The organism is Sporomusa sp. 246TCP1 (assembly GCF_057319775.1).
Genome location: NZ_CM170492.1, coordinates 1,709,098 through 1,735,775, shown reverse-complemented (window position 1 = coordinate 1,735,775; position 26,678 = coordinate 1,709,098). Strand labels below are relative to the sequence as shown.

The following is a 26,678-nucleotide window of genomic DNA, read 5'->3' as shown; positions in this document are numbered from 1 at the left end:
GGTATAATTATCTTATTATTATAACCCCTTTACCCTTGGGTTTCAAATAAAAACCGCCACTATTCAGCCAAAGCTAACATAGTGGCGGCTTTATTTCCTTAATCTAATTATTAGCTGGGAATGTTGGGCGGAGGATTGGAATTAATTGGGCAAGACTGAAATGAAATTTCAGTATTCATACCAACAGGTTTATCCGTTTTTAAGAGTTTGAGCCACACTCTAATCGAGTCAGCCAAAGTAACAATTACCAGAATAATGAGGGCAATACTTATCGAACCGTTGGTAGTACCAAGTGCATCACCACGTTTAAAAAACATTTGTATATTCATTACGCCTGCGGTAAGAACAGTTATTGCCAGGAAAACAAGTGGCGTAAATGTTATCAGGGCATATGATTTTTTCGGAGCAATTTTTAAGATAATGGTGGTGCCAAGAGACAGGGCAATAACGGCCAAAAGCTGGTTGGCGACACCAAATAGCGGCCAGATAGAAGCAACATCACCACTATAGAGCAAATAACCCCAGAAGTAGGATACGAGAGCACTGGTAAAGAGAATGCCAGGCCACCAGTTAGCTTGTTTGAGTGGAGCATACAAATACGTGCCAAGCATATCCTGGAGAATATAACGGGCTACACGGGTACCGGCATCAATTGTGGTTAGAATGAAGAGCGCCTCAAACATAATGGCAAATTGATACCAATAGCTCATAAGGTGCTTCATACCGCCGATATTGGAGAAGATATGAGCCATACCAACGGCCAGCGATACTGCGCCGCCAGGGCGATGGGCAACATCCATTTCTACCAGCCGGGACAATTCTTTGAGCTCAACAGGTGGAATTCCCAGTTTAGCAAATACTGCCGCGGGACTGTTAATTGCAAAATAGTCGCCAGGCATAAGTACAACTGCCGAAATAATAGCCATTACAGCAACAAAGCCTTCTGTAATCATACCGCCATAAGCAATCATGCGGGCCTGAGATTCTTGTTCGATCATCTTACAGGTAGTGCCTGCACTAATGAGCGCATGGAAACCGGAAATGGCTCCACAGGCAATGGTGATAAACAGATATGGCCACCAGGGTCCGGGAATGATAGGTCCGCCACCATCCATAAATCTAGTAGTAATAGGCATATTAATCGTAGGCTGTACAATGAGAATACCAAAGGCCAACGCAAAAATAGTACCAATTTTCATGTATGTGCTTAAGTAATCACGAGGAGCCAACAGGAGCCATACTGGCAGAACAGCCGCAAAGAAGCCATAAAGTGGCAGTGCGACTGATAACTGTGGTTTGGTAAGGTCAAAGATACCGGCTATACCAGCCCACGGCTGACCAGGGCTCAGCCAGTGACCGGTAAATACTGCGCCCAGTACTAAGAGGAAACCGATAATTGAACCAGAACGAATGGCACCTGGGCGAATTTTAAACATATAAAGACCAACAAAAATAGCAATCGGGATGGTCATCGATAATGTGTATAAGCCCCAGGGATTTTTAAATAGAGCATTTACAACAACGATAGCCAAACCGGCAAGAGCAACGATAATAATAAAGAAAGTGGCAAGTGAGGTTGTTATCCCGCTCAATGGGCTAACCTCACGCCGGGCAATAACGGCCAGTGATTGACCATTGTGGCGTATTGCGGCAAACAAGACGATAAAATCATGAACAGCGCCTGCAAATACGGAGCCTAGCAAAATCCACATAAAACCGGGACCCCAGCCATACTGGGCAGCAAGTACCGGACCAACAAGCGGACCCGCACCGGCGATGGCAGCAAAGTGATGACCAAATAATACCCATTTGTTGGTGGGAACAAACTCACGGCCATCATTGCACCGATAGGCAGGAGTTATGTTGGCATCATTTAAAGCCAGAACTTTTGCAGAAATAAAGGCAGAATAATACCGATATGCCAGAACATAGACACAGACGGCAACTACCAAAAGATTCACTGAATTCATTTAATAAGTCCTCCTTTCAAAATAAGAAGTAAAACATAAAGAAGAGCCTATGTAGTAACTACTAGCCTCCTTTCATTGGAATTTTCTTTATAGTAAAATAATACAGTATATTGTGTTAGCTAACAATATGTATGCGGTGAAATGACAAAAAAAAAGGATGAAATACATTATTATCCTGGTCAATGGCAGAATTTATTTACATAGTTACACGACTTTTCACAAACCAAACATTCTTTTTAGCTTTGAGACTTGCTGGCGACTTACGGGGATTTCTTCGGTTAATCCCTCTACTATTAGATTATAAGTACCGTTAAACCATGGGATTATCTCGCGGATCTTTTCAATATTAACAAGATAGGCACGATGTGTACGAAAAAACAAGCGTTCATCAAGGCGAGACTGCAAATCCTGGAGAGGCATATTGGAGTAGTAGCATCTATTAGCCGTCCGTATGGATAATTGTCCTTCAGTACAATACGCGGCAATAATGTCTTTGGTGTCAATTACAGAGGCTTTACCATTATGCTCTATCGCTATTCTCTGTAAGCTATAGAGTGCAGGCAAGTCGTTATTTTGCTTATTGGAATTTACCGGCATTGATTCAGAGAGTAGTGTACGAACTTTTTCAATACATTTTGCCACCCGTTTTTCAGAGAAGGGCTTTAGTAAATAATCAACGGCATTAAGTTCAAAAGCTTTTACGGCAAATTCTTCATGAGCAGTGGCAAAAACAACCAGCGGTACGCCATTGGCAAAATTCAATTTTTCGGCAGTTTGTAGTCCATTTAAACCTGCCATTTCAATATCCATGAAAGCTACATGGGGATTAAGTGACGGTATAGCAATAAGAGCTGCTTCACCGCTTGAAAATTCCCCAACAATAGTTACTTCGGGAAATTGCTCTAATAGGTATTTTAACTCACTGCGTGCCGGTACCTCGTCATCAATAATCATAACCCTAATTGTAAGGTATTGCTCAGTCATTCACAACCACCTCTGCGTCAATAGGAATATGAAGCAATACTGTTGTCCCCTGCCCTTCTACACTGTGAATGACAAGAGCATATTTGATTCCATATATGGCTTTAAGTCGTTCATTAACATTGGTTAGTCCCACGCCAGCACCTTTGCCAAAGCCCGGTTCCAACACTTGCTCCCGGATAGCGGGGGGAATGCCCTGACCATTATCGGTTATGGCAATTTCGACATGGTTCCCGATCATTTTAGCAACAATCTGAATGGTACCTCCATCCGCTTTAGCTAAGAGACCATGCTTTACCGCATTTTCCACTAAGGGCTGAAGCGTAAAGGTAGGAATTAATATCGCAAGAGTATCTGGGGCAACATCTTGTTCAATAATCAGCCTGTCGCCAAACCGGGCTTGTTCCAGGGTTAGATAAGAGTCTACATGCTCCAATTCTTCTTTGAGGGTTACAAAATCACGGGCCGTTTTCAGACTGCGGCGGAAGAATTCGCTCAATTCGATTAAGAGCTTACGTGCTTTATCCGGATTGGTACGACAGAAAGAAATAATCGTATTTAGAGAATTAAACAGAAAATGCGGATTAATTTGCGCTCTGAGAGCTTTGAGTTCGGCTTTTGCGGCCAATTCTGCCTTATGCTGAAGGGCGGATAATTCAAGCTGGGTACCAAATACCTGTCCAAGACCTTGAGCAAATTCAATATCAAGAGCTGTAAGTGCTTCTTCGTGGGCGTAATACATTTTCAGAGTGCCGACAAGCTCATCCCGGCAGTAAAGCGGTACTACTATGGCTGACTTTAAGGGACAAGACGATACCGTACAGCCAATTTCCTTTTTGCTCTGTGCTACAGTAATCTGTCCCTGAGCCAGGCAGGCTTTGGTTAATTTGGTAAATATTGGCATCCCTTTGGCATGGTGATCGTTTCCTAATCCAATATGGGTTAAGACCCGCTCCAAGTCAGTAATTGCTACTGCTGCAGCGGAAGTCATGCTTAATATGTTGACCGCCACCTTTTCAGCCGATATCGAATTAAGTCCCTGGCGAAAGTGAGGCAAAGTTACATTGGCTATTCTAAGCGCTCTGTGTGTTTGCAGAGCAGCAATTTTGGTCTGATGTTCCCGGGCATTATGAATAATAATCATAAAGATGGCTATTCCCAGAGAATTGGCCATTACCATGGGAATGGTAATTTGTGTCACAAGTGATAAGGCTGTTTCATAAGGTTTAGCAAATAATACAATTAACCCCATGCTTAGTAAAATAACGCCAATGCCAGTAATTACACCAGTAATCCATTCGGGAGCTTTGGGCTTTGTTTGTTTGTGGATGTAACCTGCAAGGATACCGCCAAGCAACGTACCAATGCCGCATTGCAGAGCCGTATAGCCTCCCAGACAAACGCGATGGAAACCGCTAATCAGGCCAACTGCGGTTCCAACTACCGGTCCGGCCAGGAGGCCGGCGACAATGGTTCCCGTATCCCGGACATTAGCAAGTGCGCCTTCAATAGGGATACCAAAATATGTGCCGGCAATAGAGATCAGTGAAAAAATAAAGACCAATATGAGTTTCTCACGGGGAGTGGTATTTTTTTTAAAAATTAGTCTAAAGGCTTGTGTATGAGATAATACATAGGCGAAAACAGCAATTATTGCAATCCTCTGCACTAAGATTATGGATAAGTTTGTGTCTAACACTTCAATTGTCGTGTTTTCCATGCTTATACCTGCTTAGTTATTGAAGTATCTGCTTCTTCCAGTAGGTGACTAATTTCAGTCATAACCTGAGTACTCATTTTTTCCATACATTCTTTACCGGCAGCGCTACTGCCAGGCAAGATCGGTTTACCAAACCGTATGCAAAACTTAGGCAGCACATGACCATCACGAAAAATCTTATTTGTGCCAGTAATAGCAGCAGGGATAACCGGAACACCAGCCTTGAGCGCTAGCAGAGCCAGTCCTGCTTCCGGAGTCCCTAGTTTTCCATCTTTACTGCGGGTTCCTTCGGGAAATATCACAAGAATAGAACCTTTTTTAAGGAGCGATAATGCGGTTTTAATTGCAGTTCTGTCGGCTGCGCCGCGTTTCACGGGAAAAGCCCCTAATTTGCTAATCAGCCAGCCAAACACAGGATTGGCAAATAACTCTTCCTTAGCCATAAAGTGCGCTCTGCGTGGTAAGGCGGTACCGACTACCGGTGGATCCCAAAGGCTTATATGATTTGCTGCAATGATAGCGCCGCCGGCAGGAATATTCTCAATTCCAGAAGTTCTCCAGCGAAATGCGATTGAAAAAAGAACGGCAAAAAACATACGCAATAATTCATACACCTGTCAGTTTCTCCTTACACAAGTCTATTATTTTTGTAACCGTAGCTTCAATAGATAGTTCGGTAGTATCAATGTGAATAGCATCAGGTGCGGCTAGTAAAGGGGCAAGTTCACGTTCGCAGTCTTCCTTATCGCGGTAAGCAATTTCAACTTCCAGTTCACTCAATTGTATTGTGTACCCCTTAGCTACTAACTCCTGCCAGCGGCGTTTAGCCCGTTCGGCAATTGAGGCAGTCAAAAAAATTTTTATATCGGCATGTGGTAAGACATGGGTACCAATATCACGGCCATCCATAACAACCCCACCCAGTCCGGCCATATCCTGCTGTAATTTTAACATAACCTCTCTAACTTCGGCTACTTGTGCTATCTTGGGTACAAGACGGCTGATTTCCGGAGTGCGAATAGCCTCGGTAATATCCTGGCCGGCTACAGTTATATTCGTTTTGCCATTTCTATAGTCCAGCTTTAAGTCAAGATTTTGGGCTAATTCAGCAATTGCTTGATTAGAAGGTTCAACGCCCTGTTGGAGTGTCTGCCAAGCTACTGCCCGGTACATAGCCCCGGTGTCGATATAGTTATAATTTAATTTTTGGGCAGTAAGCTTAGCCACAGTACTTTTTCCTGCACCTGCCGGCCCATCAATGGCAATAATTAATCGCTTCATAAGTTGTCTCCTTATTAATCCTGTCGAAACTTAGATAAAACGTCAAAAAAGTCCGGATAAGAAATTTTTACACAGTCCGGTTCGTTAATTATAACACCTTGAGCGGCCATGCCGGCAACCGCCAGCGACATGGCCATACGATGGTCATGGTGGGAATCGCAGCTAGCAGAGTTTATACTTTGTGGTCCATCGATAACAAGGCCATCCGGATTTTCAATAATTGTAGCTCCCATTTTTCCCAGTTCGAGTGCAACGGCCTTTAAACGATCAGTTTCTTTTACCCGGAGCTCTTCGGCACCTTTAACAGCAGTTTGTCCCTTGGCAAATAAAGCAGCTACGGCAAGTATGGGAATTTCATCAATAAGACGCGGGATAATCTCAGCTTCAATCGTCACGCCTTTTAGATTAGCCGAACGAACAATAATATCAGCGACCGGTTCCCGTCCGCTCCAGCGATTATTGGTAATGGTTATATCTGCCCCCATTTGCGCTAAAACATCAAGAATACCCGTACGCGTCGGATTAATACCAACATTAATTAAGGCTAGTTCACTATTAGGAATTATCGATGCCGCTACCAACCAAAAGGCAGCTGAACTAATATCGCCAGGTACATCAAGGCGCTTAGGCGCGGCAATTTTTTGTATCGGTTCAAGGATAATAGCCCGTCCTTCCCGTTTCACAGGTATCCCAAATGTTTCAAACATGCGCTCAGTATGATCGCGTGAGGGTATGGGTTCTATAATGGTAGTCGGCGTATTAGCATAAAGTGCTGCCAGCAATATCGCTGACTTTACCTGGGCGCTGGCAACAGGCATATCATATTCAATACCGCGGACTTGCTCAGGTGCACTGATGGCCAGCGGCGCATAGCGTGATTGACCACGTCCTGCTATTTGTAAGCCCATTTTTGCTAGTGGTGCGATTACTCGCGCCATCGGACGTTTTCTAATGGAAGCATCACCTGTCAGAACGCTAAAAAACGGCTGAGCACCCAGTAAGCCTGTTAACAGCCTGATGGTGGTTCCTGAATTACCAGCGTCAAGTACATCACCAGGCTCGCTCAGTCCATAGAACCCCTTGCCTTGGACCGTAAGTACGCCGCCCCTATCTTCCTCAACGCTTACCCCTAAGGCCCGCATACAATTAATTGTTGACCAGCAGTCAGCTGCATGCAAAAAATTTGTTATTGTCACTGGCGTATCCGCAAGTCCGGACAGCATGATACTTCGATGTGATATTGACTTGTCTCCGGGAACCGTGATTGCCCCTGTTAAGCCTCCGGTTTTTGCTATTTTAATGATTTTGCTCATAATCTTCCCTCTTTACTATTTGATTTTGTTGTTAATGAACGGCCGAGTACTGTGGTTAAACTACTCAAGTCTACCATAAGTCGGGCAAAATTTTCCGGTGTTAAGGACTGTGGTCCATCAGACAAGGCTTCTTCCGGGTTTTGGTGCATTTCAATTAAGAGGCCGTCTGCCCCGGCAGCTATCGCAGCCTTGGCCATAGGACTAACCCAACGCCAACTGCCTGTACCATGGCTGGGATCAACAATAACAGGCAAGTGACTTAGATGTTTAATTATCGGCACGGCGGTCAAATCTAAGGTATTTCGTGTATAGGTTTCATAAGTCCTGATCCCCCGTTCACAAAGTACGATTTGATTATTGCCACTTGACAGTATGTATTCGGCAGCCATAAGCCATTCCTCGATAGTTGCCGCCAGACCACGTTTAAGCAAAACCGGTTTCTTGCTCAAGGCTGCTTCTTTGAGTAACACGAAGTTTTGCATATTACGTGTGCCAATTTGCAGCATATCTACATATTCTGCCATTAACTCTACGTTACGCGGATCAGTTACTTCCGAGATAACCGGCAAAGCTAATTCTCGCCCAACTTTCTTAATTATTTCCAGTCCTTTTTTTTCTAATCCCTGAAAACTATAGGGTGAGGTACGTGGTTTATATGCGCCACCGCGCAGCATGGCTGCGCCGGCGGCTTTGGCACTTACACCGGCTTGATATAGCTGCTCATAACTTTCAATCGCACATGGTCCGGCAATAACCGGTATGGATTTACCACCAAAACTGGCGCTGCCAACCTTGACAACAGTATTTTTTTGCTGCAATTCTCTGCTGGCCAATTTGTAAGGTGTTATCATAATAGGCCTCCACAAATATCGAAAAATATATTAATATAATTTCCCTGCCAAATAAAAATTTCCTCTAATCTTTAACAACTGTTGGCAATTTTATCTGATAGCTTGCCAGCAATAGTTTAGCGTTTTAATATAACCTTGCCGACAACTATGACATTACTCTGGCTTTGGAGTAGAATACCATCTAACGGTGATAGTATTCTATCATTTTTATGGGTATCAATAATAAATTGAGCAGGCTTTGTAAGCTTGGTAACATCAATTTCAATATAATCACCATTAAATACAGTAACTTCAAGGTTTCCCTTGGCAAAGTTGCCAGCTACTTCACCATTTATTGTTAACAATCCATCGCCAGTAGCTGCCGGGGTAATCATTCGGATCGTAATCTCTTGACCAGAACGTAAAGAACGTATAGATTTAGCAATAACTTTATCTACTGCAGTCATTATTTTATTCGGGTCAACCCGGGAAATGTCAGCAGCATACATGGTAGGAGGAGATGTTAGTTGTTCTCCCTCCAATTTATCTACCAGCGATAAATATTTCCGGGTTTCGTCATGTAAGAGGAGTGCTTGAACAACTACTAACAGGATAACAGCCATTGTCGTCAGTCTTATAAGCAGGCGATCAATAGTAATAAAGTATTTGCGACGGAACCTGTTATTCCTGTTTTCCATACGACTCCCTCCTATACTATATACAAGATGTACGATTTTTGCAGGCGGGTGGTGTGTTGGCAAAAGCGGAAGTCAAACGCTAGTGGTGGAGCGTTGTCAATACACCACCCGCCGGGCCTGCAAATAGTATTACGTTGCAGCATACTTGCCGGCCACATAACCGGTAGAGAAGGCTGCCTGCAAATTAAAACCACCAGTGTAACCGTCGATATCAATGACCTCTCCCGCAAAAAAAAGCGCGTTAACCAATTTGGACTCCATTGTGCGGGCATCTATTTCTTTAGTGCTGACACCACCGGCGGTTACAATAGCTTCAGCCACCGGCCGGGTTTGAGAAATTGTAAATGTGAGATGCTGTAAAACATTCAGTAAACGGGAGCGTTCCTCTTTAGTAATTTGATGGACAAATTTATCGGCGTCAATAAACGACAAATCAAGCACAACAGGAATTAGTTTGCTTGGCAGCAGTTCATGCAAGGAATTTTTCAGTTGTTTTTTGGCAAATTTGGTAAAATCACGTTGTAATCGCTTGTCCAAAATCTCCATGCTGAGTGCAGGCTTAAGATTAATTTCTATTGTTACTTCTTTATCAGGAGTGGTAACAAATAGTTCTGCGACCTTTTTGCTCAAGGATAAAATTATCGGTCCAGACAAGCCGTAATGGGTGAATAGCATCTCACCAAATTCATCAGCCATTTTTTTACCGTCACAGATAACAGTTGCCGTAACATTTTTGAGTGATAATCCCTGTAGCTCAGTTATCCATTCTTCTTCGACTTCAAGCGGTACCAAGGAAGGTTTGAGCGGTACAATGGTATGACCGATAACCCCGGCCAATCGATAGCCATCGCCTGAAGAGCCTGTACCCGGATAGGATGCGCCACCCGTGGTGACGATTATAGCATCAGCCCGATACTCAGCATCCATCGTGGCAGCGCCAACGGCTTGGCCATTTTCTACGATTAGTTTTTTTACCGGCTGCCCCAATTTAACAGCAACATCCAGTTTGGCCAGTTGCCTGGCGAATGCTTTAATGACATCTTTAGCCTGATCGCTAACTGGAAAGACTCGTCCGCCGCGTTCCACCTTTGTTGGTAAGCCGGCTTGATTGAAGAATTCAATACTATCAAGATTGCTAAAGGCATGAAAAGCGCTGTACAAAAAGGAACCGTTCCCTGGCATGTTTTTTACTAGTTCAGAAATATCACAACTATTAGTAAGATTACAGCGTCCTTTTCCCGTAATGAGTATTTTACGACCGATATCCTTCATTTTTTCCACTATTGTTACCTTAGCTCCGTGCTGTGCGGCGCTGACTGCGGCCATAAGGCCGGCAGCACCGCCGCCAATGATAAGAACCTGTTTCATATCTCACTCTCACTTTTCAAAAGTAGTATAGTAGTTAATTTAGTAAAAAACCCTTATTCTCCGAAATAAGGGTGAAAAAATTAATCGCTTTGTTTTTTGCCCAGTTTTTTCAATTCCTCCACTTCCCCCGCGTGCAGATGGCGGTACTGCCCACGGCGAAGCCCTTCTAATGTTAAGAAGGCAATTTGAATTCGTTTGAGATTTTTCACAGGATAGCCGATGGCTTCACACATCCGGCGTATTTCCCTGTTTTTACCTTCATAGATAACAATCTCCAGTGTAGTCAGTTCTTTTTCCTGGTCAACGGCGATAATATTGATTTTAGCAGGGGCAGTCATGCCATCTTCCAGTTTAATACCTACCCGTAACTTATCAAGCTTCTCCTCCGGAGGATACCCCTGAACTTTCGCTAAATAAGTTTTAGCAATTTCATGACTGGGATGGGTTAAGGTATTAGTTAAATCGCCATCATTGGTCATAATAAGTAATCCTTCGGTGTTATAATCCAGTCTGCCAACAGGATAAATTCGCTCCGGAATGTTGTCAACAAGGTCGGCCACTGTTTTGCGGCCCTGAGGATCTTCCAAGGCTGTTATTACTCCTTTGGGTTTGTTAAGTAAAATATAGAGATATTTTTCGGCTTTTATCAGTTTGTTATCAACGGCAATCCGATCCCGTTTAGGCTCAACCTTGGTACCAAGTTCGGTAACAACCTTGTTATTAACCGTTACCCGTCCCGCTTTAATGAGCTCTTCGGCATCCCGCCGTGAAGCAACTCCAGCTTGCGCAATTACTTTCTGCAAACGTTCTAACATTAAATTTCGATTCCTACTTTCAAAATGTATTTTACTCTTGAATGAATTGACTAAAATCAGTCTGGACTTTACAGGTACGCACACGTTTATTGTCCTTGGTTACTCGTTCACAACTGCCACAAATTCCTTCACCACAACACATAGTGGTGTTATTCGTAGCTGCCATTGGCAGACTAACTCTCGCGGCATGCATAGCAGTAATAATTCCATAATGTTGGTCATCAGGGCCGGCACTGACGATTAGTTCCGGACGCTTTTGGCTATCGGCCAAATGCCCGGACAAAAGGCGTATTCCTAGTTCACGCATAGAGGCTACTTCCTGAACGTTAATTCCTAGTTCGATAAGTTCGCCGGCAATAAATACCTTTCCAATCTTTCCGGGTGCTACAATAGCCTGAACAGTGTTGTTGTTTTTTACTAGTTGCCGCGCTATTGGTATAGCCGGTGACTGTCCGATACCTCCAACTATTAATAATATTTTACCATCATCTATATTGTCAATCCAGGGTTGACCAAAAATACCATTATAATATGGTCCACGTACTAATACTTGTTTATTAGCATTAGCTAGCAGACGCGCAGATTTGGGACCAATTGTTTCGACCACTACCTGAATAGTATTCCCGGTTACCTTCATTACACCGGTGGGAAAGTGGTAAAATTGCTGGTCTGTTGGCCGGCGCAAAAAAACAAAAGAGCCACATTTGTCAACTGATTGTGCAAGTTCAGGCGAAACTTCAATTTCTAATAAGTATGTATGCTCAGAAATTTTCTGTTTTACGGCAAACTCAGTATCAGATTCCAAACGCACTGGCGCATCAATGTCACTTAGCCAATTACTTTTTTTCATTTGCCACTGTTTTTCATATAGTATGCACACTCCACTCCAGTTACAGTCACATACCTCCTCGCCTTTCAAATGACTGCAAAAAGTGCAATGATTAGTTTCCGCCAGCAGACAGGGACAATAGGGTGAATTGATATCAATACAGCGGCTAACCAATTTTTTAAGCATAACAATCCCTCCTCATTATACCAAACAAGTATTATAAATATCGGTAAGGCTAGCCTTGTTTATTCGTTCCGCAATATCTCTGCGTTGTGCTGAATAAAGCCCTAAGCTTTTCATGCGTTCGAAATATATCGAGCCTGAGAAGGTATATCTTAATCTAATTCCTTCCTCTGTGGTCATTTGTTCATGAATAAACCGAATAAAATCACCGGAAGCCAATTCGGGCGGGAGTTCAAGATACTGCATATCCAGACAGCAGCGAACCGCATTGTGTCCAGCTAGCAGCCCGGTTACCACAGCTTCCGTATGACCAACTAATATTCCTGATTTTTCACCTGCACAGAATAAATTATCTATTCCCTCCACTTTTAGTGAACTATCACAGGGGGCAATGCCCAGATAACGGATAGAGTTGCCTACTCCGCCAGAGTAGGGATCTTCATAGCGGGCGCGCTCAAGTCCGGGTATCGTTCGCAACATGTCAAGCGGAAAAAAAGGGGTCATCAGCTTGGCATGACCGGTATCAATAAGTACAATATTCTCGGCATAGTCAGCAATGGCATATTGTGAACAAGCCTTTTTGCCGAGCATACCTGTTTTTTTGAGATTTTCGGGCAAAGGAATTACTACCATACCCTCTTTTTCCAATTGAGCTTTAAGCTCAAAGCTAAGTGAATCTTTATTAATCTTGCAGGAGCCACTCATTGCACCATAGGAGCCATCTGCTTTTTTACCCATTATTTCTTTGATTTCAGCTTTGGCGGTTATGCTCACCCGCGGCCCAAAAGTCGGGCAGCGGAGAATACACATAGCACAGCCATTACCATATTTTAAGCAATTGCCCATTGGACCGGTAGTTCCTGTTGTGTCAACAAAGGCATCACCGTTAATAATCTGTTCATTGTCGTCAGTGAGATACTGGATTTTCTTCCCATGTTTAACAACACCAGATACTCTTGCGCAGGTTTTAATATCAATACCATAGTTTTGGAGAATTCTTTTTACCAATGGCTCCATGGTAGTTACATCATAAAAAGACGCATGGCTATGTCCGGGAAAATCTATGCCCCGGTGTCTGGTATTAGCATCCATGGCCACAAATAAGTCTCCGCCGCCCATGGCAATTGCTTCTTCAGCTGCTGTAAACCTGCCGTTATTTCGGAATATCCCGCCAACTAAACCAGTTCCCAGCAATAAGTCGGTGCGTTCAAGTAAAACTACCTGAGCTCCCGCTTTAGATGCTGCTAACGCTGCGGCACATCCAGCCCAGCCACCACCGACCACGACCACCTTAATCATGGACTTCCCCTCCAATTTCTGCTTTAAAATCACACTACAGTGTATTCGGTGCTCCTTGAAGTGCCACAAAATACAAGCATAAAAATACTGGTAACAAATTGTTACCAGTTAACACTGAACAAATATTGACATATGTAAACTGATGCCAGGAAACTGGCAATATCACCAGACAATCCAACTAACAGTGCATAGCGGGGATTATTGATAGCCACTGCACCAAAATAGACTGTCAACACATAAAAGGTTGTGTCCGTACTGGCTAATACGGTTGAGGCTATTCGCCCAACCAGGGAATCAGGACCATAGGTGTTGAGGATTTCGGTCGCTATTCCCAGCGAGCCGCTTCCTGACAGTGGTCGCATGATTGCCAGCGGCACTAAGTCGGCTGGTACACCTAACACATGCAGTACTGGAGCCATAAACTGTACACACGCATCTAAGGCACCTGATGCCCGGAAAATACTGATAGCTACTAGCATGGCAACAAGACATGGCAGGATACGGATGGCGGTGTGAAACCCTTCGGCAGCGCCTTCAACAAAGGCTTCATATACTTTTACTTTTTTAAAATACCCAATTACCGGAATTAGGAGCAGTACGGCAGGAATTACCCAGACTGATAACTGCTCACACAGTTCAATCAACATGTGGACAGTCCCCCTTGCTTACCGTTTACATATCGCTTGACACAGTCGATCAATAACAAGTACCAAAATGGTAGCAAACAAACTTACAATAAGGGTTGATCCTACAATCTCGGTAGGATTGACTGAACCTGCTGCAGAGCGCAAAGCAATAATTGTGGCTGGAACAAGAGTAAATCCGGTAGTACAGAGTGCCAACAAGGTGCACATAGCTGCAGTAGCCGTATCTTTTTTAGGATTAAGGGTTTGTAACTGTTGCATAGCTTTAATCCCAAGTGGTGTTACGGCATTACCTAGTCCTAACATATTAGCACTAAGTGTCATAATGATGGCACCCATAGCCGGATGGTTTTTTGGTACAGAGGGAAACAGTAAACCAACAATGGGCTGTAAAAGATAGGAGATGATTTTGATTAGGCCTGATGACTCAGCAATTCGCATAATACCCAACCATAAACACATGACGCCAATTAAGTTAATGGATAATTCTACTGCGCTTTTGGCCGCACTGATAGCACTAGCTGTAACAACTTCAATACGTCCATTCATGCCGGCATAAATAATACCACTGGCTATAAGTATCATCCAAATTAGATTAATCATGGTCATATCACCCATTATGATGGTATGACAAATTATAGCCGGCTAGAACACGTAAAAAAGCGCTATCACGCCCTTGAGGATACGGCTAACCGCAGAGTACACAGAGAGCGCAGAGGGGAGATGTATATCGAGACATTCCCTCTGCGTACTCTGCGTCTCTGCGGTTCAAAAAACATATACTTTATCTTATAAAAAAGACGCCTAATGGCGTCCTTCAAGCAAAGTTATGAATTACAAATGTTACAAAACTAACTAATGATCCCCAAAATATTGTAAAAAATGATTTTTTTTCTACCGGCTGGTCTGCAATTAAATCTGTATTGGCGACCTCTATGTTATTATACATAATTTTAACTGTGCCAAGTTTTTGACCAACAGCAATAGGCGCCGTAATTTTGGTGGGAGCTTCGACAACAGTGGTAAATTTGTCGTGTTCATTGTCTGCTATCGGTAAGATGATATCATTGGCTGCCAGTAACTTGATATTGCTTGCTTTTCCCTCTTTGATTTTAACAGTTTTTAAGATATCACCTTTAGTAATGACAGGAACTGGTTTAAGCTGCGCAAAGCCATAATCCAAAAGCTTGATCGAATCATCCCACATGCGTTCACTATCTAGTACGATCGCAACGATTTGGATACCATTTCGATTGGCAGCTGAAACCAGGCAGCGTCCCGCTGCGTCAGTATAGCCGGTTTTTACCCCATTTGCCCCATCATATAACCATAACATTCTATTTTCGTTGTATAAATCCCGATCATGGTCTTTGCCAGGCCAGGGAATGACTTTGTTCTTGGTTGAAACAATTTGAGTAAATAGCGGATTCTTATAACCATATGCCGTAATTTTAGCTAAATCATAGGCAGTGGTGTAATGTCTTTCATCAGGTAGTCCGCTGGTATTTACAAAGTTGCTGTTGACTGCACCAATCGCATGCGCTTTTTCAGTCATTAGTTTAGCGAAGCCTTCGACCGATCCGGAAATATGTTCAGCTACGGCTACGGTAGCATCATTACCAGAAACAAGCATTATACCATACAACATGTCACGTAGTTTAAGTTGTTCTCCAGGTGAAAGCCATAGTGATGAGCCTTCGGTGGTAGCGGCATTAGGACTGGCAATTACATTATCATCAAGATTACCATACTCCAGCGCGGTAATTAATGTAATAATCTTGGTAGTACTGGCCGGATAACGCCGTTCGTTGGCATTTCTGCTATAAAGCACTTTTCCTGTTGACGCTTCCATGACGATGGCAGCTTTAGCCGTAAGTTCTGGTACAAAATCTCCTGCGAATACTGTTATTGGCAAAAACACCAGGCCTATAACTAGCAGTATTCCAAGATTAGTTAGTTGTCGCATGAGTCCAATCCCTTCGTTTAAGATAAAGCTAAATCTTATTATATAATTAATTTGGCTCAAGGTCAAAATTAACTTATTCCCGGACTTGTCTAATTCTGGATGTAATAATTCCGGGGATTATTTAATGCATAGCCGGAGATAATAGTAACAAATTCAAGGAGGTGATTCACTATGGAAACTCTTGACCTCAAAACAGCCTTACGTACCACACTTACGCAAAAGCAAGAACTTGTGCGTGATTATCAGTCTTTCGCTGATCGCATTGGCGACCAGGATGTCGCTAAAATGTTCAAACATTTTGCTGAAGCAGAGGCTTTACATTCTACTCAGATTAAAGAGAAACTTGATGATTTAGCTTAATAATTAGTAAATTTATATGTAAAAACCCACACAATTATGTGTGGGTTTACATATTTTAAAAAAATTACCAAATCAAACTATTTGTAAGCCGAATGCTGGTGAGAAGAATCAGTTGCGGCTGGATGAGCAAGCTGTTCAAGGTCTGTTTCCTCATCAGTATCACCTTTTAGCATATTTTCAATTTTAGTCATTACTTGAGGCACCATATCTATCAGACGGTCATAAAAAAGATTGCTTTCTACAGACATAAACCGTACACCGTTAGTTGGCGAGCATACTAAAAAGCCTACCGGCTTAACGCTAATACCGGCGCCGCTGGCACCACCAAAGGGGTGGTCGGTTTTTAACTCCTCCGCTTCATAGTCACCGCCGCCAGCTGCAAATCCAAATGCTACCCGCGAGATGGGAATAATTACTGTGCCATCAGAAGTTTCCACTGCATCGCCAATAATGGTATTGACATCTATCATGCCTTTAATGCTTTCCATAGCCGTTTTCATCAGACCCTGTATTGGATGCTCAGCCACTGCGAGTCGCCTCCCTGTGCATTGAATTTATTATATTTGCCATAGTTGCAGTAATAACATTACCAAATCGTATCCTGAATATACACTTGAGCTCAATCTCTAGTTGACAATGACCATAAACTGGCTGTATTTTAATACACGGCTTGGCATCTAATACCAGTCGATTATGTATAGATCTCAGCATTTTTTCAGTCAAAGCACCTAGTATACCCATCACAATGCCAGTAAAGGCGGCATCTTCAAAGCCATATATTGTCTTTAACTCAAGTTTTTCACAATGAATTCCCGGGGAAAGTCTATTCACATAGCGAAGATAGCCACGAATTAGCTTGTTAGCTGTTCTAAGCAGACGCAGAAAGCGTTCCGGATTATAAAATAATAATTTGATACATTTTCGTACAAAGCGCTGTTCACGACTTACCTGTGTTGTTGCTGCTCCATGCGGAGCGTCTATTTTAGACGTAATCCAAGGCAAATCGCCATACTGAACAAGTTTAATTATTGGGATTTTCATAGTATAAATAAAGAGTTTCTGCAAGGCATATATAGTAACGGCAACATAATCATCATCGTTACGGCGGCAAAAGCGTAAATCCATATATACGTTGACACGAAAAAGCAGTACTAGCAAAATAGCTGTCGATATTAAAACAAATAGCCAATTGTTCATGTACTTTACCCTCTTTGTCTCTGGTATATTAGATTTTCTACACTACTGCCCCAAACTATGCATTTCAGGTCTACGACACGTTTAACGCTATATAAGAAAACCGCTATCGCGGCCTTTGGATTTGAGCACATCAGCTATCCAAACCCAAATCCACGAATCCTATTGTTGAGTCAATAGAATACAAGGAGCGGGATGGTTACTTTTGGCATTGCCCCAAAAGCAACAAAAAATCTAGGCCCTAAGGCTCCAAAAGCTGAAAAGCCGGGCGATATTCCTAAAATCCGTGAACTCGCTACGCTCAAACAGTACGGATTTTTTAACGAAATACCGCCCGGCTTTTCTCCTGCGGAACGCTTTTTCCGGCAAAGGCCGAGGGGTTACGGGAGTTACGAGGGTTACTGTGGACTACCTTATGGGGGCACACTTTCTTTAAGGCCTCCAGGACTCCAAAACTTATACTTTCTTATACTATAAGAAAAACGCTACGCGTCCTTTTGGTCTACCTCAAATCAGATATCTTATACTCAAATCCATGAACCCCTTTGTAATACTCAGGATACATCGCATTGCCACATTTTTGACAAGCAAACTGTGGCGGTACCGTTGGATCACCGTCATCCATTCTGTCAAAATTCCTAACAACTTGGTATGGAATATTCTCAATCTCATCACACACTAAACAAATATACTTTACCGTACTTGGGCGAGGAGGCGTTGGCTTCCCGCCTATTTTCTTTGCTTTCTTTTTTCTCATTGCCTGTGCTATCGTCAATCATCCTTTCTAAATAAGCTCTCGCCATACTATCTTTTGCATATTTTACTGTCAATTTACCTTCTTTTAGACAGACTTCTCCCTTGTATTCATAATAATTACTACAATGGGGACATATCATTGGATCTTTTCCTGTCTGTTCTTTGATTCTTTGACTCCAATTTCTTTTTACTAACCGCTTTATCTTTACTAGCCACTTACGTGCATTTTTTTGCCAAACTGTTATTAATTGTTTGCATAGGGTTTTGATTCGTCTAGAGTAGATTCCATAATGACGAATCACTTTAAATTGTTCATCTGGTATATGTTTTATGATTCGACCTATAAATTCTTCCACCGTTATTGTTTCAACCTTTTCTTGACCATCATTTTTATCATGATAACGAAAACTTACCATTTCACCATCGTAGTCTACTATTCGAGTCATACGACCACCACTTCAAGTGGTGGCTTGTTATTAGCCCTGTAAGGGCTGATTACTTGCTACGCCTAAAAGGCGGGTATCGCAAGCATTGTTACCATCGGCCTCTGAAAGAGGCTCTTTTAGTTCTTTTCTTCTTTTTTTGCTTCTTCCTGTTGTTCTTGTATATATCTCTTAATTGCTTCCTCCGTGATATTTCCCACTGTTGCTACATAATAGCCTCGTGCCCAAAATGCTCTATTCCACTTACTCCCCTGATCTGGATGTACATCGTATATCATTAACGCACTCTTCCCTTTCAAATATCCCATAAATTCTGCTACACTCAATTTGGGCGGGATACTTACGCATAAATGTACATGATCAGCACATACTGCTCCTTCAATAATTTCTACATTTTTGTATTTGCAGAGCTTTTTTAATATTTCTCTCACATCCGCCCTTATTTTTCCGTACAGAACTTTCCTTCTGTACTTCGGTATAAAAACTATGTGATACTGGCATTTCCATTTTGTATGTGATAAGCTTGAACTGTCCATTTTGGATAACCTCCTATGTTCTCTGATATTGGCTTGCGACACCAGTATCATACTAACACAGGAGGTTTTTTAGTTCACCCGCAGTAACGCTTCTGCTTACTCTGTTCTCCCCAGCATAGCTGGGGGATTAGGATTATCATTTATACCGATTGCAGGACGTCTCATATAACGACCAATGTATTGTAATTGTTCTTTAAAATTTCCCTTTTGTTTCGGGGCATATATATAAAAGCCATCTGCATTATTTACATAGGCTTGTTGTAATAGCGGCTGAACTTTTTCTTCTCTTCTGCCGTAATACTCTTTCGAATCAGTTTAAGCACCACTGTTTGCCATTGCTTACGGAGCATGGGAAAAGGGATAAAGTCATAACTTTTCCATTCCCCATTTTCCTTCATACCACCCATACTTACTAACATATGGACATGCGGATTAAAGTTCAGTTTCGATCCAAAAGTATGTAATCCGGATATAATTCCAGGTATTACTTTATGTTTTTTTTGAAAATAATCACGAATCATACGCGCTGCTTCATCCATTAAGCCTTTAAGCAAATTACGGTGCTTCTCAAATATGATTCTAAGATTTTCATCTATCGTAAAGACAACATGACGATGATTGGTTTGGATAACATCTTCTGACATCATCCTACTCCATTCTTCGCTTTCACCACAGGAGCAGGTCGTGCAAAATCTACTTTTACAGCGATAAGGTATAATTTTTACATCATGACACCCTTCACATACTAGCATTTTATAACCATGCTTGCTATCACCACAATAACGATATTTGTTGATTTCTTTTTTCACAACTTCTCGAATACGTCTACCATGACGCTTTATAAATTTATCCCAATGCTCATTCTTGTCGAAGAATATTTGCCATAATGTATTGTGTGCCATGCTTTTACTTTACCAAAATTCCAAGTAAAGGACTACACCCCGAATCTTATACTTTCTGATATATCAAGTAAAGGACTACACCCCGAATCTTATACTTTCTGATATATTAAGAAAAACGCTACGCGTCCTTTGAATTTGAGCACATCAGCTATCCAATACCCAAATCCATGAATCCTATTGTTGAGTCAATGGAATACAAGGAGCGGGGTTTTACTTTTGGCATTGCCCCAAAAGTAACAAAAGGTCTAGGCCCCAAGCCTCCAAAAGCTGAAAAGCCGGGCGATATTCCTAAAATCCGTAAACTCGCTACGCTCAAACAGTACGGATTTTTTAACGGAATACCGCCCGGCTTTTCTCCTGCGGAACGCTTTTTCCGGCAAAGGCCGGGGGATTACGGGAGTTACGAGGGTTGCCGGAGACCACCTTATGAGGGCACAATTGCTTTAAGGCAAAGGGGTGGAGGTACTACTATCTTAGGGGGTTGCATCAACAAGACTATACCACTGTCTCTTTGCTCAAACCGGGCGTAAACAGTACGGAGGCACAGACGGAAAACGGGAGATACTTTAAATTAACATATTTTCATTAATTAACCTTACAAATGATGTAATGCAGGCGTTTCTTTTGGTAAAATAGAATTATCTAAAACATCTCAAGGAGGAAGTTATGGGCCAAGAAAATTATGATAAAATTATAAATTCAAATGAAGATTTATTAAAAATGCTTGATGCTATGTTTAGAGAACCAGCTCCGTTTTGGAATAAATTCTTTTCTGAGCGAATTAAAGAAATACCATTTTTCGTTGAATTCCCAGATGAAAATTTAGTATCTTACTTCCATAAAGGGTTCTTAACAAAGGGAAAAGTATTGGAATTTGGATGCGGAAACGGTAGAAATGCTATCTTCTTTGCAAAGCAGGGATGCACTATAGATGCAATTGATATTTCAAATGTTTCCATAGAATGGGGAAAAGAATTAGCTTTAAAATATAAAGTAAATATAAATTTCTCTTGTAAATCGGTTTATGATTTAGATTTAGCGATAAATACATACGATATGATTTATGATTCGGGATGTTTACACCATATAACACCGCACCGTAGAATTGGATATGTAAATCTTATTAAAAAAGCTTTAAAACCAGGAGGATATTTTGGTTTAACCTGTTTTAGGCCAGGTTTCATTGAACTTGGCGGCGGCAAAAGTTTTACAGACCTGGAAGTTTATAAAATGGGTAGCCTTAAAGGCGGTTTAGCCTATTCAGAGAATCAAATTAGGTTATTATTTGAAGATCAGTTTGAAGTAATTGAGTTTAGACCAATGCAGGAAACCAGTGTGGAAGACAGTTTATTTGGAAAGAGCTTTTTATGGGCTGTTTTATGTAAGAAAAAGAAATAAGTTCATGACAATGGTACGTGGCATGGTGATTTCGGATGCGGATATTCGAAGATTGTCGCTCTTGGATTTGAGCCTTTAATATTAGAGAATCTAAATATTTTTCAAAAAGAAAAAGCTGCTTGTCTATGTTCATTACTACTCAAAGGCCAACATATCTAATGATCAAACCAATAAAAAAATGCATCCTAAATGTTTTGAGGATGCATTTTGGGGATAAAGCAAAAAGCTTCTGAGTGACTATCTCAAAAGCTTCATTTTGGTGCGGTAGACGTCAGGTGTTACCTGCTCAGCAGGGTGGTTTAATACCTCCCTTAGAAAGGCGTTACCCTTTCCTCTTCACTATAACATCTATTGGGTTTATTTATTTCCGATTGAATGATATTATTTTTGTAGAAAACTATTACGCTCCCTGCTACATGAAATACACTAAGAACCGCCATCCTGTAAGGGAAATAACCATGCATATGAATGACCCCCTCACTTAAGACCTAAACATAATTTACTTTATGCTTCTTAATCATTGGACGCGCTACCAATCACGATACCAAGCAAAAGAGCTCCAATTTCACGCAGTTCACGGTCATGCCGTTCCCTTTCACGCGCTTGCCGCTCACGCCATGCCCGACGACCCTCATTCGGGTGCCGCCTCATTTCTCTTTCATGCCGCTCATTTTCTTGCCGCATCCGTTCGTCATGCTGACGCCGCCGGTCATTATCACGGTTGCCATGGCCATCATGACGGTCAAGCTGTACTATTTGTTGCGAACCACTGTTATGTAAAGGTCCCGGTGCTGCGGCAGCTACCGACGAGAACATACCAACTTGCATTAGGCCGAGCATTGAGTATATGATTACTTTTTTGGCTACAATTTTCATAGGAACACTTCCTTTTGTCCTGTTGTTTTGATTCCGAATCCATAATTTAATAATAAACTCCATATTTTAGAATTTGTTTAGAATTTATTGGATAGAAATAAAAAAGACCTTTGAGCTATTCTCAAAAGTCAAAATTTCCTTTGGTGCGGTAGAATGGATTTGAACCATCACGAGGTTGCCCCCGCCAGCCCCTCAAGCTGGTGCGTCTGCCGTTCCGCCACTACCGCGTATTTGATTTTCGATCTTCGACTTACGATTTTCAATACGAATATCGAATGTCGTACATCGAACGTCAAGTTGGTGCGGCCGAGTGGATTTGAACCACCACGAGGTTGCCCCCACTAGCTCCTGAGGCTAGCGCGTCTGCCGTTCCGCCACGGCCGCATGATCATTATCAACAATCGATATTATATGACAAAATAACTTTTTCGTCAAGCACAAATATTATAATACCTCCCGCCTCTATAGGCGTCGTTCATTCAGGTGGAGTAGACTCTCCACCTGAATCCCCCTTGTTTTAGCTATGCTGAAACGAGTTCACTCATTTGGCAGCAGTAAACCCCCACTGCCAAGCATTCCATAGATTACCAGCCGGAGTAGGATTGGTCTGGTAGTTAGCCACTGTTTCTTTTACTGCAGCAATATTCCCTCTAAAGTATAACGGCACAACAGGACAATCTTCTCTAATTATATCCTGAATGCGAAAATAAATATCTTTTCTGGCAGTAATATCTACTGTTCTTGTTCCCAGTTCAGTCAATTTATCGATCTCCGGATTACGCCAGCCAGAATAATTCTGGCCGTCATTGCCGCGACCTGGGATTTTTCGCGAATGCCAAAGATTGAGATTATCTGGATCAACACCGGCAACCCAGGCATAAATAGCCGCCTCAAATCGACGGTTCTTTAAAATATCACTAAAAAACAGCTGTGTATCAATAGGCCGTACTTCAACAGCAATACCAACTTCTTTAAGCTGCTCAACAATCTTTTGCGCCGTTTGTTCGCGCTGTCTATTCCCGTTGGGTATGGCCAAGGCGAATGCCAGTTTCTTCTTTTCCTTAATCATTATCCCATCCGGCCCGGGAGTCCAGCCAGCTTGCGCCAGCAATTCACGGGCAACGTTAACATCTCTGGTGGGCGGCTGCTGCATCGGATTATAGGCCCAGGATAAAGGTGACTGATCACCATAAGCTGGAACAGCAACCCCTTTAAGTACATTTGCAACAATGGCTTGACGGTCAATTGCAGCAGCAATGGCTTGGCGCACCCGCAGGTCTTGAAACAATACATTATCAAGATTAAAATCCATATGTTCCCAAACCATAGTTGGTTCAATTACTGTTCGGATTCCGTCTATGGTCTTGACTTGTTCCAAATTAGAAAAGGCAATATTACTGACAATATCCAATTCTCCTGTTTTTAGCTGCGTGAGCAAAAGGCTTTGTTCAGGAACAATTTTATAAATAATACTGTCTAAAACTGGTTTACCACGATAATAGCCGGAGTTGGCATCAAAAATAAGAGCCTCCGCCACCTGCCATTCCCTAAATTTAAACGGACCAGTACCGATTGGCGCTCGGTTAAAAGGATCTTTATTGAGATCGCTAACATTTTCCAATTTATGTTTTGGCAATATTGTGCCAAACAACGTTAAATATGGCGCATAGTATTCGCGAAACTTGACTACAACAGTATACTTATCCGGGGTCTCAATCGAAGTAATCCGATCATAGCCATCTCTTGACACAACATTTACTTTCGGATTCATAATATACTGCCAGGTAAACTTAACATCTGCGGCAGTAAAGGGTGTACCGTCATGCCACGTTACTCCCTGGCGCAAACGGTATGTTACTGTACGTCCATCGGCAGCAACGCCCCCATTAGCAGTTGTTGGCACATCAACTGCTAAATCGGGAACCCATTCCCCTTTATCCCCGGTAACTACCAAGCCGCTAAACACCAGTTTACCTACTTCAGCGGTAGCCAATAGATTTGAAATCAGTGGATTTAGCGTGTTAGGCTCATTCACACTGCCATACTTAAGCTGACCACCCTGCTGGACATTCACTTTTTTCTCTTCTGGAGTTAAAGTATCTTCCTTATGACTACAACCGGTAATGACAACAATGAATAGTACCAATAATAGAATCATTAGCTTACGCATTTATGATGCATTCTCCTCGTTTCCCTTGTTCTAAAACTCTATCTACCATACAATTCAATATACCGTTTCTTACTGAACATTACTTTTTCTACATACTCTCTGGTCTCTTTAAAAGGAATTTGCTGAATATCGTCAAAATCTTTGGACCAACCATACCGTTCGATCCATTGCTTCACGTTGCCGCGACCGCCATTATAAGCGGCAAGAATCAATACCTCATTGCCACCAAACTCTTTTTTCAAGGAGGCCAAATACCAGCTGCCAAACCGAATGTTCAAGTCCGGATCTATCAAATCGGCGGTCATGTATTCTGTTTCACCAAGCTGCTCGGCAATCCATCGACCGGTCTCAGGCATAATTTGCATTAACCCTAATGCCCCTTTGGGTGATCGGGCTTCACTAATAAATTTACTTTCTGTTCGAATAACTCCGGTGACTAAAAATGGGTCGAGTTCTCGTTCCAGTGCATAGGTATATACGGCTTCCTGATATAAAAACGGATACATATACTTCTTCTGAAACCAATCACTGGTGAATACAGCATATACTCCTATGGCAGCTAATAACAGACCAATTATCAGGACTTTCAGCCAAGTCCAGATACGCAATAAAATCACTCCGTAATAAGAAAATCACTGTAGAAAACTATGTGTACGCTCGCTAAAAAATACCACTAATTTTACTGCTCTTTACTATTTACAACGCATTAAAGATTTTCTATCTCCTTCCAAGCTTTTAGTACATTTTTTCGGGTAATTTCAATAGCGTCACCGTTATTAATAACAACATCGGCATATTTCAGTTTTTCCGTAAGTGGAAGTTGAGCATTCATTCTGGCTTGTGCAGCCTCCCTGTCACTATTGTCACGCGCCATTAGCCGCTTGAGCTGCGTCTGTTCATTGACATAGACTACCCATACAGCATCAACCCTGGTATGCCAACCCACTTCAATTAAGAGCGGGGCGTCAAGTACAATCACATTAAAACCGTCTGCCGAGGCAGCAGCCATAGCCGCTTTTGCTGCTGCCTCAATATGTGGATGGGTAATCGCTTCTAATTCAGAGCGAGCCTGCTTGTTGGCAAATACCAATTGGCCCAAACGTTTGCGGTCAATTTCACCATTATCCTGAATAATATCCTGCCCAAATTTTTTAATAATTTCTTGCCAGGCTGGTTTTCCCGGTTGGGTAATCTCTCGGGAAAGCTTGTCAGCATCGATAATAAATGCACCTAATTCACTAAGCATCCGGCTTACTGTGCTCTTACCGCTCGCAATTCCGCCGGTTAATCCAATTAAATACATAACTTCATCCTCCCGGCTACTTCTGGCAGTTAGGACAATAATGCGTACCACGGCCAGCCACTTCCTTGCGGGCAATAATACCGCCGCAGCGCTTACAAGGCTCGTTGGTTCGTCCATAAACCTGCAGATGCTGCTGGTGGCTGCCACTCTGGCCGGTGCCGTCGCGATAATCACGAAAGGTAGTGCCGCCATGCGCTATGCCGTCTGCAATAACCTGATTAATCGCCTGATGGAGGTAGTTTGCCTCTTGTGCAGTAAGGCTGCTTGCTATACGTTCCGGATCAATGCAGGCAATGGCTAGGGCTTCATCAACATAAATATTACCAAGACCGCCAATTAATTTCTGATTAAGCAGCACCGTCTTTATCTTAGCCCGGCGTTTACTTAGCATGTCAGCAAAATATTCCAATGTAAATTCTGCTGACAATGGCTCCGGTCCCATAGAGGCCAGGCCGGCAATACGCCACAGTTCCTCCTCCGGCATCAGATAAAGTGTTCCCAGCGTACGCGTATCAGCATATAACAAAATGTCGCCATTATCAAGCTTAAATAAAATATGAGTAAACTTATCAAACTCACTGCCTGGCGTTTTATAATACAAACGGCCGGTCATCCGTAAATGAATAATGAGTACAAAATTGGTATCAAGATAAAAAAGCAGATATTTGCCGCGGCGCACCAATTTCGTAATCGTTCTATCTGTAAGAACAGCCTGGAATTCAGATGCTGTCGGCCATTTTACCAGGCGGGGCAGACCAATATCCACCCGAATAATCTTGCGCCCCTCTACCTTATCCGCAAGTGTCCGACGAATTGTTTCAACTTCCGGCATTTCCGGCATAA

27 protein-coding genes and 2 tRNA genes are annotated in these 26,678 nt (G+C 42.4%); 2 read left to right on the top strand and 27 right to left on the bottom strand.

What is annotated here, in order from left to right:
* Positions 1 to 110: 110 nt before the first annotated feature.
* The 15 genes from AC1ECB_RS08655 to AC1ECB_RS08585 all read right to left on the bottom strand — a co-directional run bounded on the left by AC1ECB_RS08655 (position 111) and on the right by AC1ECB_RS08585 (position 15,897).
* Entirely contained in the window at positions 111 to 1,970 is a 1,860-nt protein-coding gene (locus tag AC1ECB_RS08655; protein WP_485668324.1) for a carbon starvation CstA family protein, read from the bottom strand.
* Positions 1,971 to 2,186: 216 nt separating this feature from the next.
* On the bottom strand, positions 2,187 to 2,954 hold the full coding sequence (locus AC1ECB_RS08650) for a LytR/AlgR family response regulator transcription factor (RefSeq protein ID WP_485668323.1): 768 nt from the start codon (positions 2,952 to 2,954) through the stop codon (positions 2,187 to 2,189).
* Positions 2,947 to 4,671, bottom strand: a complete 1,725-nt coding sequence (locus AC1ECB_RS08645; RefSeq protein ID WP_485668322.1) for a LytS/YhcK type 5TM receptor domain-containing protein — start codon at positions 4,669 to 4,671, stop codon at positions 2,947 to 2,949. The genes AC1ECB_RS08650 and AC1ECB_RS08645 overlap by 8 nt, the downstream gene beginning before the upstream one ends.
* Positions 4,672 to 4,673: 2 nt before the next feature.
* On the bottom strand, positions 4,674 to 5,285 hold the full coding sequence (locus AC1ECB_RS08640) for a lysophospholipid acyltransferase family protein (RefSeq protein ID WP_485668321.1): 612 nt from the start codon (positions 5,283 to 5,285) through the stop codon (positions 4,674 to 4,676).
* Positions 5,278 to 5,952: a (d)CMP kinase gene (cmk, locus tag AC1ECB_RS08635; RefSeq protein ID WP_485668320.1), complete on the bottom strand. Its 675-nt coding sequence runs from the start codon at positions 5,950 to 5,952 to the stop codon at positions 5,278 to 5,280. Before cmk ends, AC1ECB_RS08640 begins: the two co-directional genes overlap by 8 nt.
* A 14-nt stretch (positions 5,953 to 5,966) precedes the next feature.
* Positions 5,967 to 7,265, bottom strand: coding sequence for a 3-phosphoshikimate 1-carboxyvinyltransferase (aroA, locus tag AC1ECB_RS08630; RefSeq protein WP_485668319.1), 1,299 nt, complete (start codon positions 7,263 to 7,265; stop codon positions 5,967 to 5,969).
* The gene (aroF, locus tag AC1ECB_RS08625; protein ID WP_485668318.1) at positions 7,262 to 8,116 is read right to left on the bottom strand and encodes a 3-deoxy-7-phosphoheptulonate synthase; all 855 of its coding nucleotides are present in this window, start codon (positions 8,114 to 8,116) and stop codon (positions 7,262 to 7,264) included. Before aroF ends, aroA begins: the two co-directional genes overlap by 4 nt.
* A gap of 116 nt (positions 8,117 to 8,232) precedes the next feature.
* Entirely contained in the window at positions 8,233 to 8,793 is a 561-nt protein-coding gene (locus AC1ECB_RS08620) for a hypothetical protein (RefSeq protein ID WP_485668317.1), read from the bottom strand.
* Between the two features lie 129 nt (positions 8,794 to 8,922).
* A complete protein-coding gene (locus tag AC1ECB_RS08615; RefSeq protein WP_485668316.1) occupies positions 8,923 to 10,161 on the bottom strand; it encodes a BaiN/RdsA family NAD(P)/FAD-dependent oxidoreductase in 1,239 nt (412 codons plus the stop codon).
* 80 nt (positions 10,162 to 10,241) lie between these two features.
* A complete protein-coding gene (locus AC1ECB_RS08610) occupies positions 10,242 to 10,976 on the bottom strand; it encodes a pseudouridine synthase (RefSeq protein WP_485668315.1) in 735 nt (244 codons plus the stop codon).
* A gap of 31 nt (positions 10,977 to 11,007) precedes the next feature.
* Complete coding sequence (locus tag AC1ECB_RS08605) at positions 11,008 to 11,991, bottom strand: hypothetical protein (RefSeq protein WP_485668314.1); 984 nt, start codon at positions 11,989 to 11,991, stop codon at positions 11,008 to 11,010.
* Between the two features lie 15 nt (positions 11,992 to 12,006).
* The gene (locus AC1ECB_RS08600; RefSeq protein ID WP_485668313.1) at positions 12,007 to 13,320 is read right to left on the bottom strand and encodes an FAD-dependent oxidoreductase; all 1,314 of its coding nucleotides are present in this window, start codon (positions 13,318 to 13,320) and stop codon (positions 12,007 to 12,009) included.
* A 68-nt stretch (positions 13,321 to 13,388) separates the two neighbouring features.
* Positions 13,389 to 13,934, bottom strand: coding sequence for a spore maturation protein (locus tag AC1ECB_RS08595; protein WP_485668312.1), 546 nt, complete (start codon positions 13,932 to 13,934; stop codon positions 13,389 to 13,391).
* Positions 13,935 to 13,952: 18 nt separating this feature from the next.
* Positions 13,953 to 14,534 (bottom strand): nucleoside recognition domain-containing protein, encoded by a 582-nt coding sequence (locus AC1ECB_RS08590; protein WP_485668311.1) that lies wholly within the window; start codon positions 14,532 to 14,534, stop codon positions 13,953 to 13,955.
* A 214-nt stretch (positions 14,535 to 14,748) separates the two neighbouring features.
* Positions 14,749 to 15,897, bottom strand: a complete 1,149-nt coding sequence (locus AC1ECB_RS08585; RefSeq protein WP_485668310.1) for a D-alanyl-D-alanine carboxypeptidase family protein — start codon at positions 15,895 to 15,897, stop codon at positions 14,749 to 14,751.
* Between the two features lie 171 nt (positions 15,898 to 16,068).
* Here AC1ECB_RS08585 and AC1ECB_RS08580 point away from each other — a divergent pair, with 171 nt between their 5' ends.
* Positions 16,069 to 16,257 (top strand): hypothetical protein, encoded by a 189-nt coding sequence (locus AC1ECB_RS08580; RefSeq protein ID WP_021170326.1) that lies wholly within the window; start codon positions 16,069 to 16,071, stop codon positions 16,255 to 16,257.
* A 77-nt stretch (positions 16,258 to 16,334) separates the two neighbouring features.
* On the opposite strand, the gene ytfJ is transcribed toward AC1ECB_RS08580, so the two are convergent.
* The 5 genes from ytfJ to AC1ECB_RS08555 form a co-directional block, all read right to left on the bottom strand.
* On the bottom strand, positions 16,335 to 16,784 hold the full coding sequence (ytfJ, locus tag AC1ECB_RS08575) for a GerW family sporulation protein (protein ID WP_485668309.1): 450 nt from the start codon (positions 16,782 to 16,784) through the stop codon (positions 16,335 to 16,337).
* Positions 16,777 to 17,454 carry a DUF2953 domain-containing protein gene (locus AC1ECB_RS08570; protein WP_485668308.1) on the bottom strand — a complete coding sequence of 226 codons (678 nt, stop codon included), beginning with the start codon at positions 17,452 to 17,454 and terminating at the stop codon, positions 16,777 to 16,779. Before AC1ECB_RS08570 ends, ytfJ begins: the two co-directional genes overlap by 8 nt.
* Before the next feature lie 668 nt (positions 17,455 to 18,122).
* On the bottom strand, positions 18,123 to 18,653 hold the full coding sequence (locus tag AC1ECB_RS08565) for a transposase (RefSeq protein WP_485668307.1): 531 nt from the start codon (positions 18,651 to 18,653) through the stop codon (positions 18,123 to 18,125).
* Positions 18,654 to 18,769: 116 nt separating this feature from the next.
* Positions 18,770 to 19,186 carry an IS200/IS605 family transposase gene (gene tnpA, locus AC1ECB_RS08560; RefSeq protein ID WP_485664871.1) on the bottom strand — a complete coding sequence of 139 codons (417 nt, stop codon included), beginning with the start codon at positions 19,184 to 19,186 and terminating at the stop codon, positions 18,770 to 18,772.
* A gap of 245 nt (positions 19,187 to 19,431) precedes the next feature.
* Positions 19,432 to 20,088: an IS91 family transposase gene (locus AC1ECB_RS08555; protein ID WP_485668306.1), complete on the bottom strand. Its 657-nt coding sequence runs from the start codon at positions 20,086 to 20,088 to the stop codon at positions 19,432 to 19,434.
* A 666-nt stretch (positions 20,089 to 20,754) separates the two neighbouring features.
* On the opposite strand from AC1ECB_RS08555, the gene AC1ECB_RS08550 reads away from it, so the two are divergent.
* The gene (locus AC1ECB_RS08550) at positions 20,755 to 21,486 is read left to right on the top strand and encodes a class I SAM-dependent methyltransferase (protein WP_485668305.1); all 732 of its coding nucleotides are present in this window, start codon (positions 20,755 to 20,757) and stop codon (positions 21,484 to 21,486) included.
* 513 nt (positions 21,487 to 21,999) lie between these two features.
* Here the strand turns inward: AC1ECB_RS08550 and AC1ECB_RS08545 are convergent.
* From AC1ECB_RS08545 to mutM, 7 genes are all read right to left on the bottom strand, one after another.
* Positions 22,000 to 22,362, bottom strand: a complete 363-nt coding sequence (locus AC1ECB_RS08545) for a hypothetical protein (protein ID WP_485668304.1) — start codon at positions 22,360 to 22,362, stop codon at positions 22,000 to 22,002.
* 141 nt (positions 22,363 to 22,503) lie between these two features.
* Positions 22,504 to 22,589 (bottom strand) — tRNA-Leu (locus tag AC1ECB_RS08540).
* A gap of 71 nt (positions 22,590 to 22,660) precedes the next feature.
* Positions 22,661 to 22,746 (bottom strand) — tRNA-Leu (locus AC1ECB_RS08535).
* A gap of 157 nt (positions 22,747 to 22,903) precedes the next feature.
* Positions 22,904 to 24,532 carry a peptide ABC transporter substrate-binding protein gene (locus tag AC1ECB_RS08530; RefSeq protein ID WP_485668303.1) on the bottom strand — a complete coding sequence of 543 codons (1,629 nt, stop codon included), beginning with the start codon at positions 24,530 to 24,532 and terminating at the stop codon, positions 22,904 to 22,906.
* A gap of 38 nt (positions 24,533 to 24,570) precedes the next feature.
* A complete protein-coding gene (locus AC1ECB_RS08525) occupies positions 24,571 to 25,140 on the bottom strand; it encodes a lytic transglycosylase domain-containing protein (protein ID WP_485668302.1) in 570 nt (189 codons plus the stop codon).
* Between the two features lie 98 nt (positions 25,141 to 25,238).
* Complete coding sequence (gene coaE / locus AC1ECB_RS08520) at positions 25,239 to 25,835, bottom strand: dephospho-CoA kinase (RefSeq protein ID WP_485668301.1); 597 nt, start codon at positions 25,833 to 25,835, stop codon at positions 25,239 to 25,241.
* A 16-nt stretch (positions 25,836 to 25,851) separates the two neighbouring features.
* The gene (mutM, locus tag AC1ECB_RS08515) at positions 25,852 to 26,676 is read right to left on the bottom strand and encodes a DNA-formamidopyrimidine glycosylase (RefSeq protein WP_485668300.1); all 825 of its coding nucleotides are present in this window, start codon (positions 26,674 to 26,676) and stop codon (positions 25,852 to 25,854) included.
* Positions 26,677 to 26,678 lie beyond the last annotated feature (2 nt).

What these genes read in the sequence shown, in the direction of transcription:
- AC1ECB_RS08545 (WP_485668304.1), bottom strand. Translation starts at nt 22,362, where the DNA reads ATGAAAATTGTAGCCAAAAAAGTAATCATATACTCAATGCTCGGCCTA.
- AC1ECB_RS08550 (WP_485668305.1), top strand. Translation starts at nt 20,755, where the DNA reads ATGGGCCAAGAAAATTATGATAAAATTATAAATTCAAATGAAGATTTA.
- aroF (WP_485668318.1), bottom strand. Translation starts at nt 8,116, where the DNA reads ATGATAACACCTTACAAATTGGCCAGCAGAGAATTGCAGCAAAAAAAT.
- AC1ECB_RS08570 (WP_485668308.1), bottom strand. Translation starts at nt 17,454, where the DNA reads ATGAACAATTGGCTATTTGTTTTAATATCGACAGCTATTTTGCTAGTA.
- AC1ECB_RS08650 (WP_485668323.1), bottom strand. Translation starts at nt 2,954, where the DNA reads ATGACTGAGCAATACCTTACAATTAGGGTTATGATTATTGATGACGAG.
- cmk (WP_485668320.1), bottom strand. Translation starts at nt 5,952, where the DNA reads ATGAAGCGATTAATTATTGCCATTGATGGGCCGGCAGGTGCAGGAAAA.
- mutM (WP_485668300.1), bottom strand. Translation starts at nt 26,676, where the DNA reads ATGCCGGAAATGCCGGAAGTTGAAACAATTCGTCGGACACTTGCGGAT.
- AC1ECB_RS08610 (WP_485668315.1), bottom strand. Translation starts at nt 10,976, where the DNA reads ATGTTAGAACGTTTGCAGAAAGTAATTGCGCAAGCTGGAGTTGCTTCA.
- AC1ECB_RS08530 (WP_485668303.1), bottom strand. Translation starts at nt 24,532, where the DNA reads ATGCGTAAGCTAATGATTCTATTATTGGTACTATTCATTGTTGTCATT.
- AC1ECB_RS08605 (WP_485668314.1), bottom strand. Translation starts at nt 11,991, where the DNA reads ATGCTTAAAAAATTGGTTAGCCGCTGTATTGATATCAATTCACCCTAT.
- AC1ECB_RS08645 (WP_485668322.1), bottom strand. Translation starts at nt 4,671, where the DNA reads ATGGAAAACACGACAATTGAAGTGTTAGACACAAACTTATCCATAATC.
- AC1ECB_RS08615 (WP_485668316.1), bottom strand. Translation starts at nt 10,161, where the DNA reads ATGAAACAGGTTCTTATCATTGGCGGCGGTGCTGCCGGCCTTATGGCC.
- AC1ECB_RS08555 (WP_485668306.1), bottom strand. Translation starts at nt 20,088, where the DNA reads ATGGCACACAATACATTATGGCAAATATTCTTCGACAAGAATGAGCAT.
- aroA (WP_485668319.1), bottom strand. Translation starts at nt 7,265, where the DNA reads ATGAGCAAAATCATTAAAATAGCAAAAACCGGAGGCTTAACAGGGGCA.
- tnpA (WP_485664871.1), bottom strand. Translation starts at nt 19,186, where the DNA reads ATGGACAGTTCAAGCTTATCACATACAAAATGGAAATGCCAGTATCAC.
- AC1ECB_RS08565 (WP_485668307.1), bottom strand. Translation starts at nt 18,653, where the DNA reads ATGACTCGAATAGTAGACTACGATGGTGAAATGGTAAGTTTTCGTTAT.
- AC1ECB_RS08595 (WP_485668312.1), bottom strand. Translation starts at nt 13,934, where the DNA reads ATGTTGATTGAACTGTGTGAGCAGTTATCAGTCTGGGTAATTCCTGCC.
- AC1ECB_RS08590 (WP_485668311.1), bottom strand. Translation starts at nt 14,534, where the DNA reads ATGATTAATCTAATTTGGATGATACTTATAGCCAGTGGTATTATTTAT.
- AC1ECB_RS08585 (WP_485668310.1), bottom strand. Translation starts at nt 15,897, where the DNA reads ATGCGACAACTAACTAATCTTGGAATACTGCTAGTTATAGGCCTGGTG.
- AC1ECB_RS08620 (WP_485668317.1), bottom strand. Translation starts at nt 8,793, where the DNA reads ATGGAAAACAGGAATAACAGGTTCCGTCGCAAATACTTTATTACTATT.
- coaE (WP_485668301.1), bottom strand. Translation starts at nt 25,835, where the DNA reads ATGTATTTAATTGGATTAACCGGCGGAATTGCGAGCGGTAAGAGCACA.
- AC1ECB_RS08580 (WP_021170326.1), top strand. Translation starts at nt 16,069, where the DNA reads ATGGAAACTCTTGACCTCAAAACAGCCTTACGTACCACACTTACGCAA.
- AC1ECB_RS08655 (WP_485668324.1), bottom strand. Translation starts at nt 1,970, where the DNA reads ATGAATTCAGTGAATCTTTTGGTAGTTGCCGTCTGTGTCTATGTTCTG.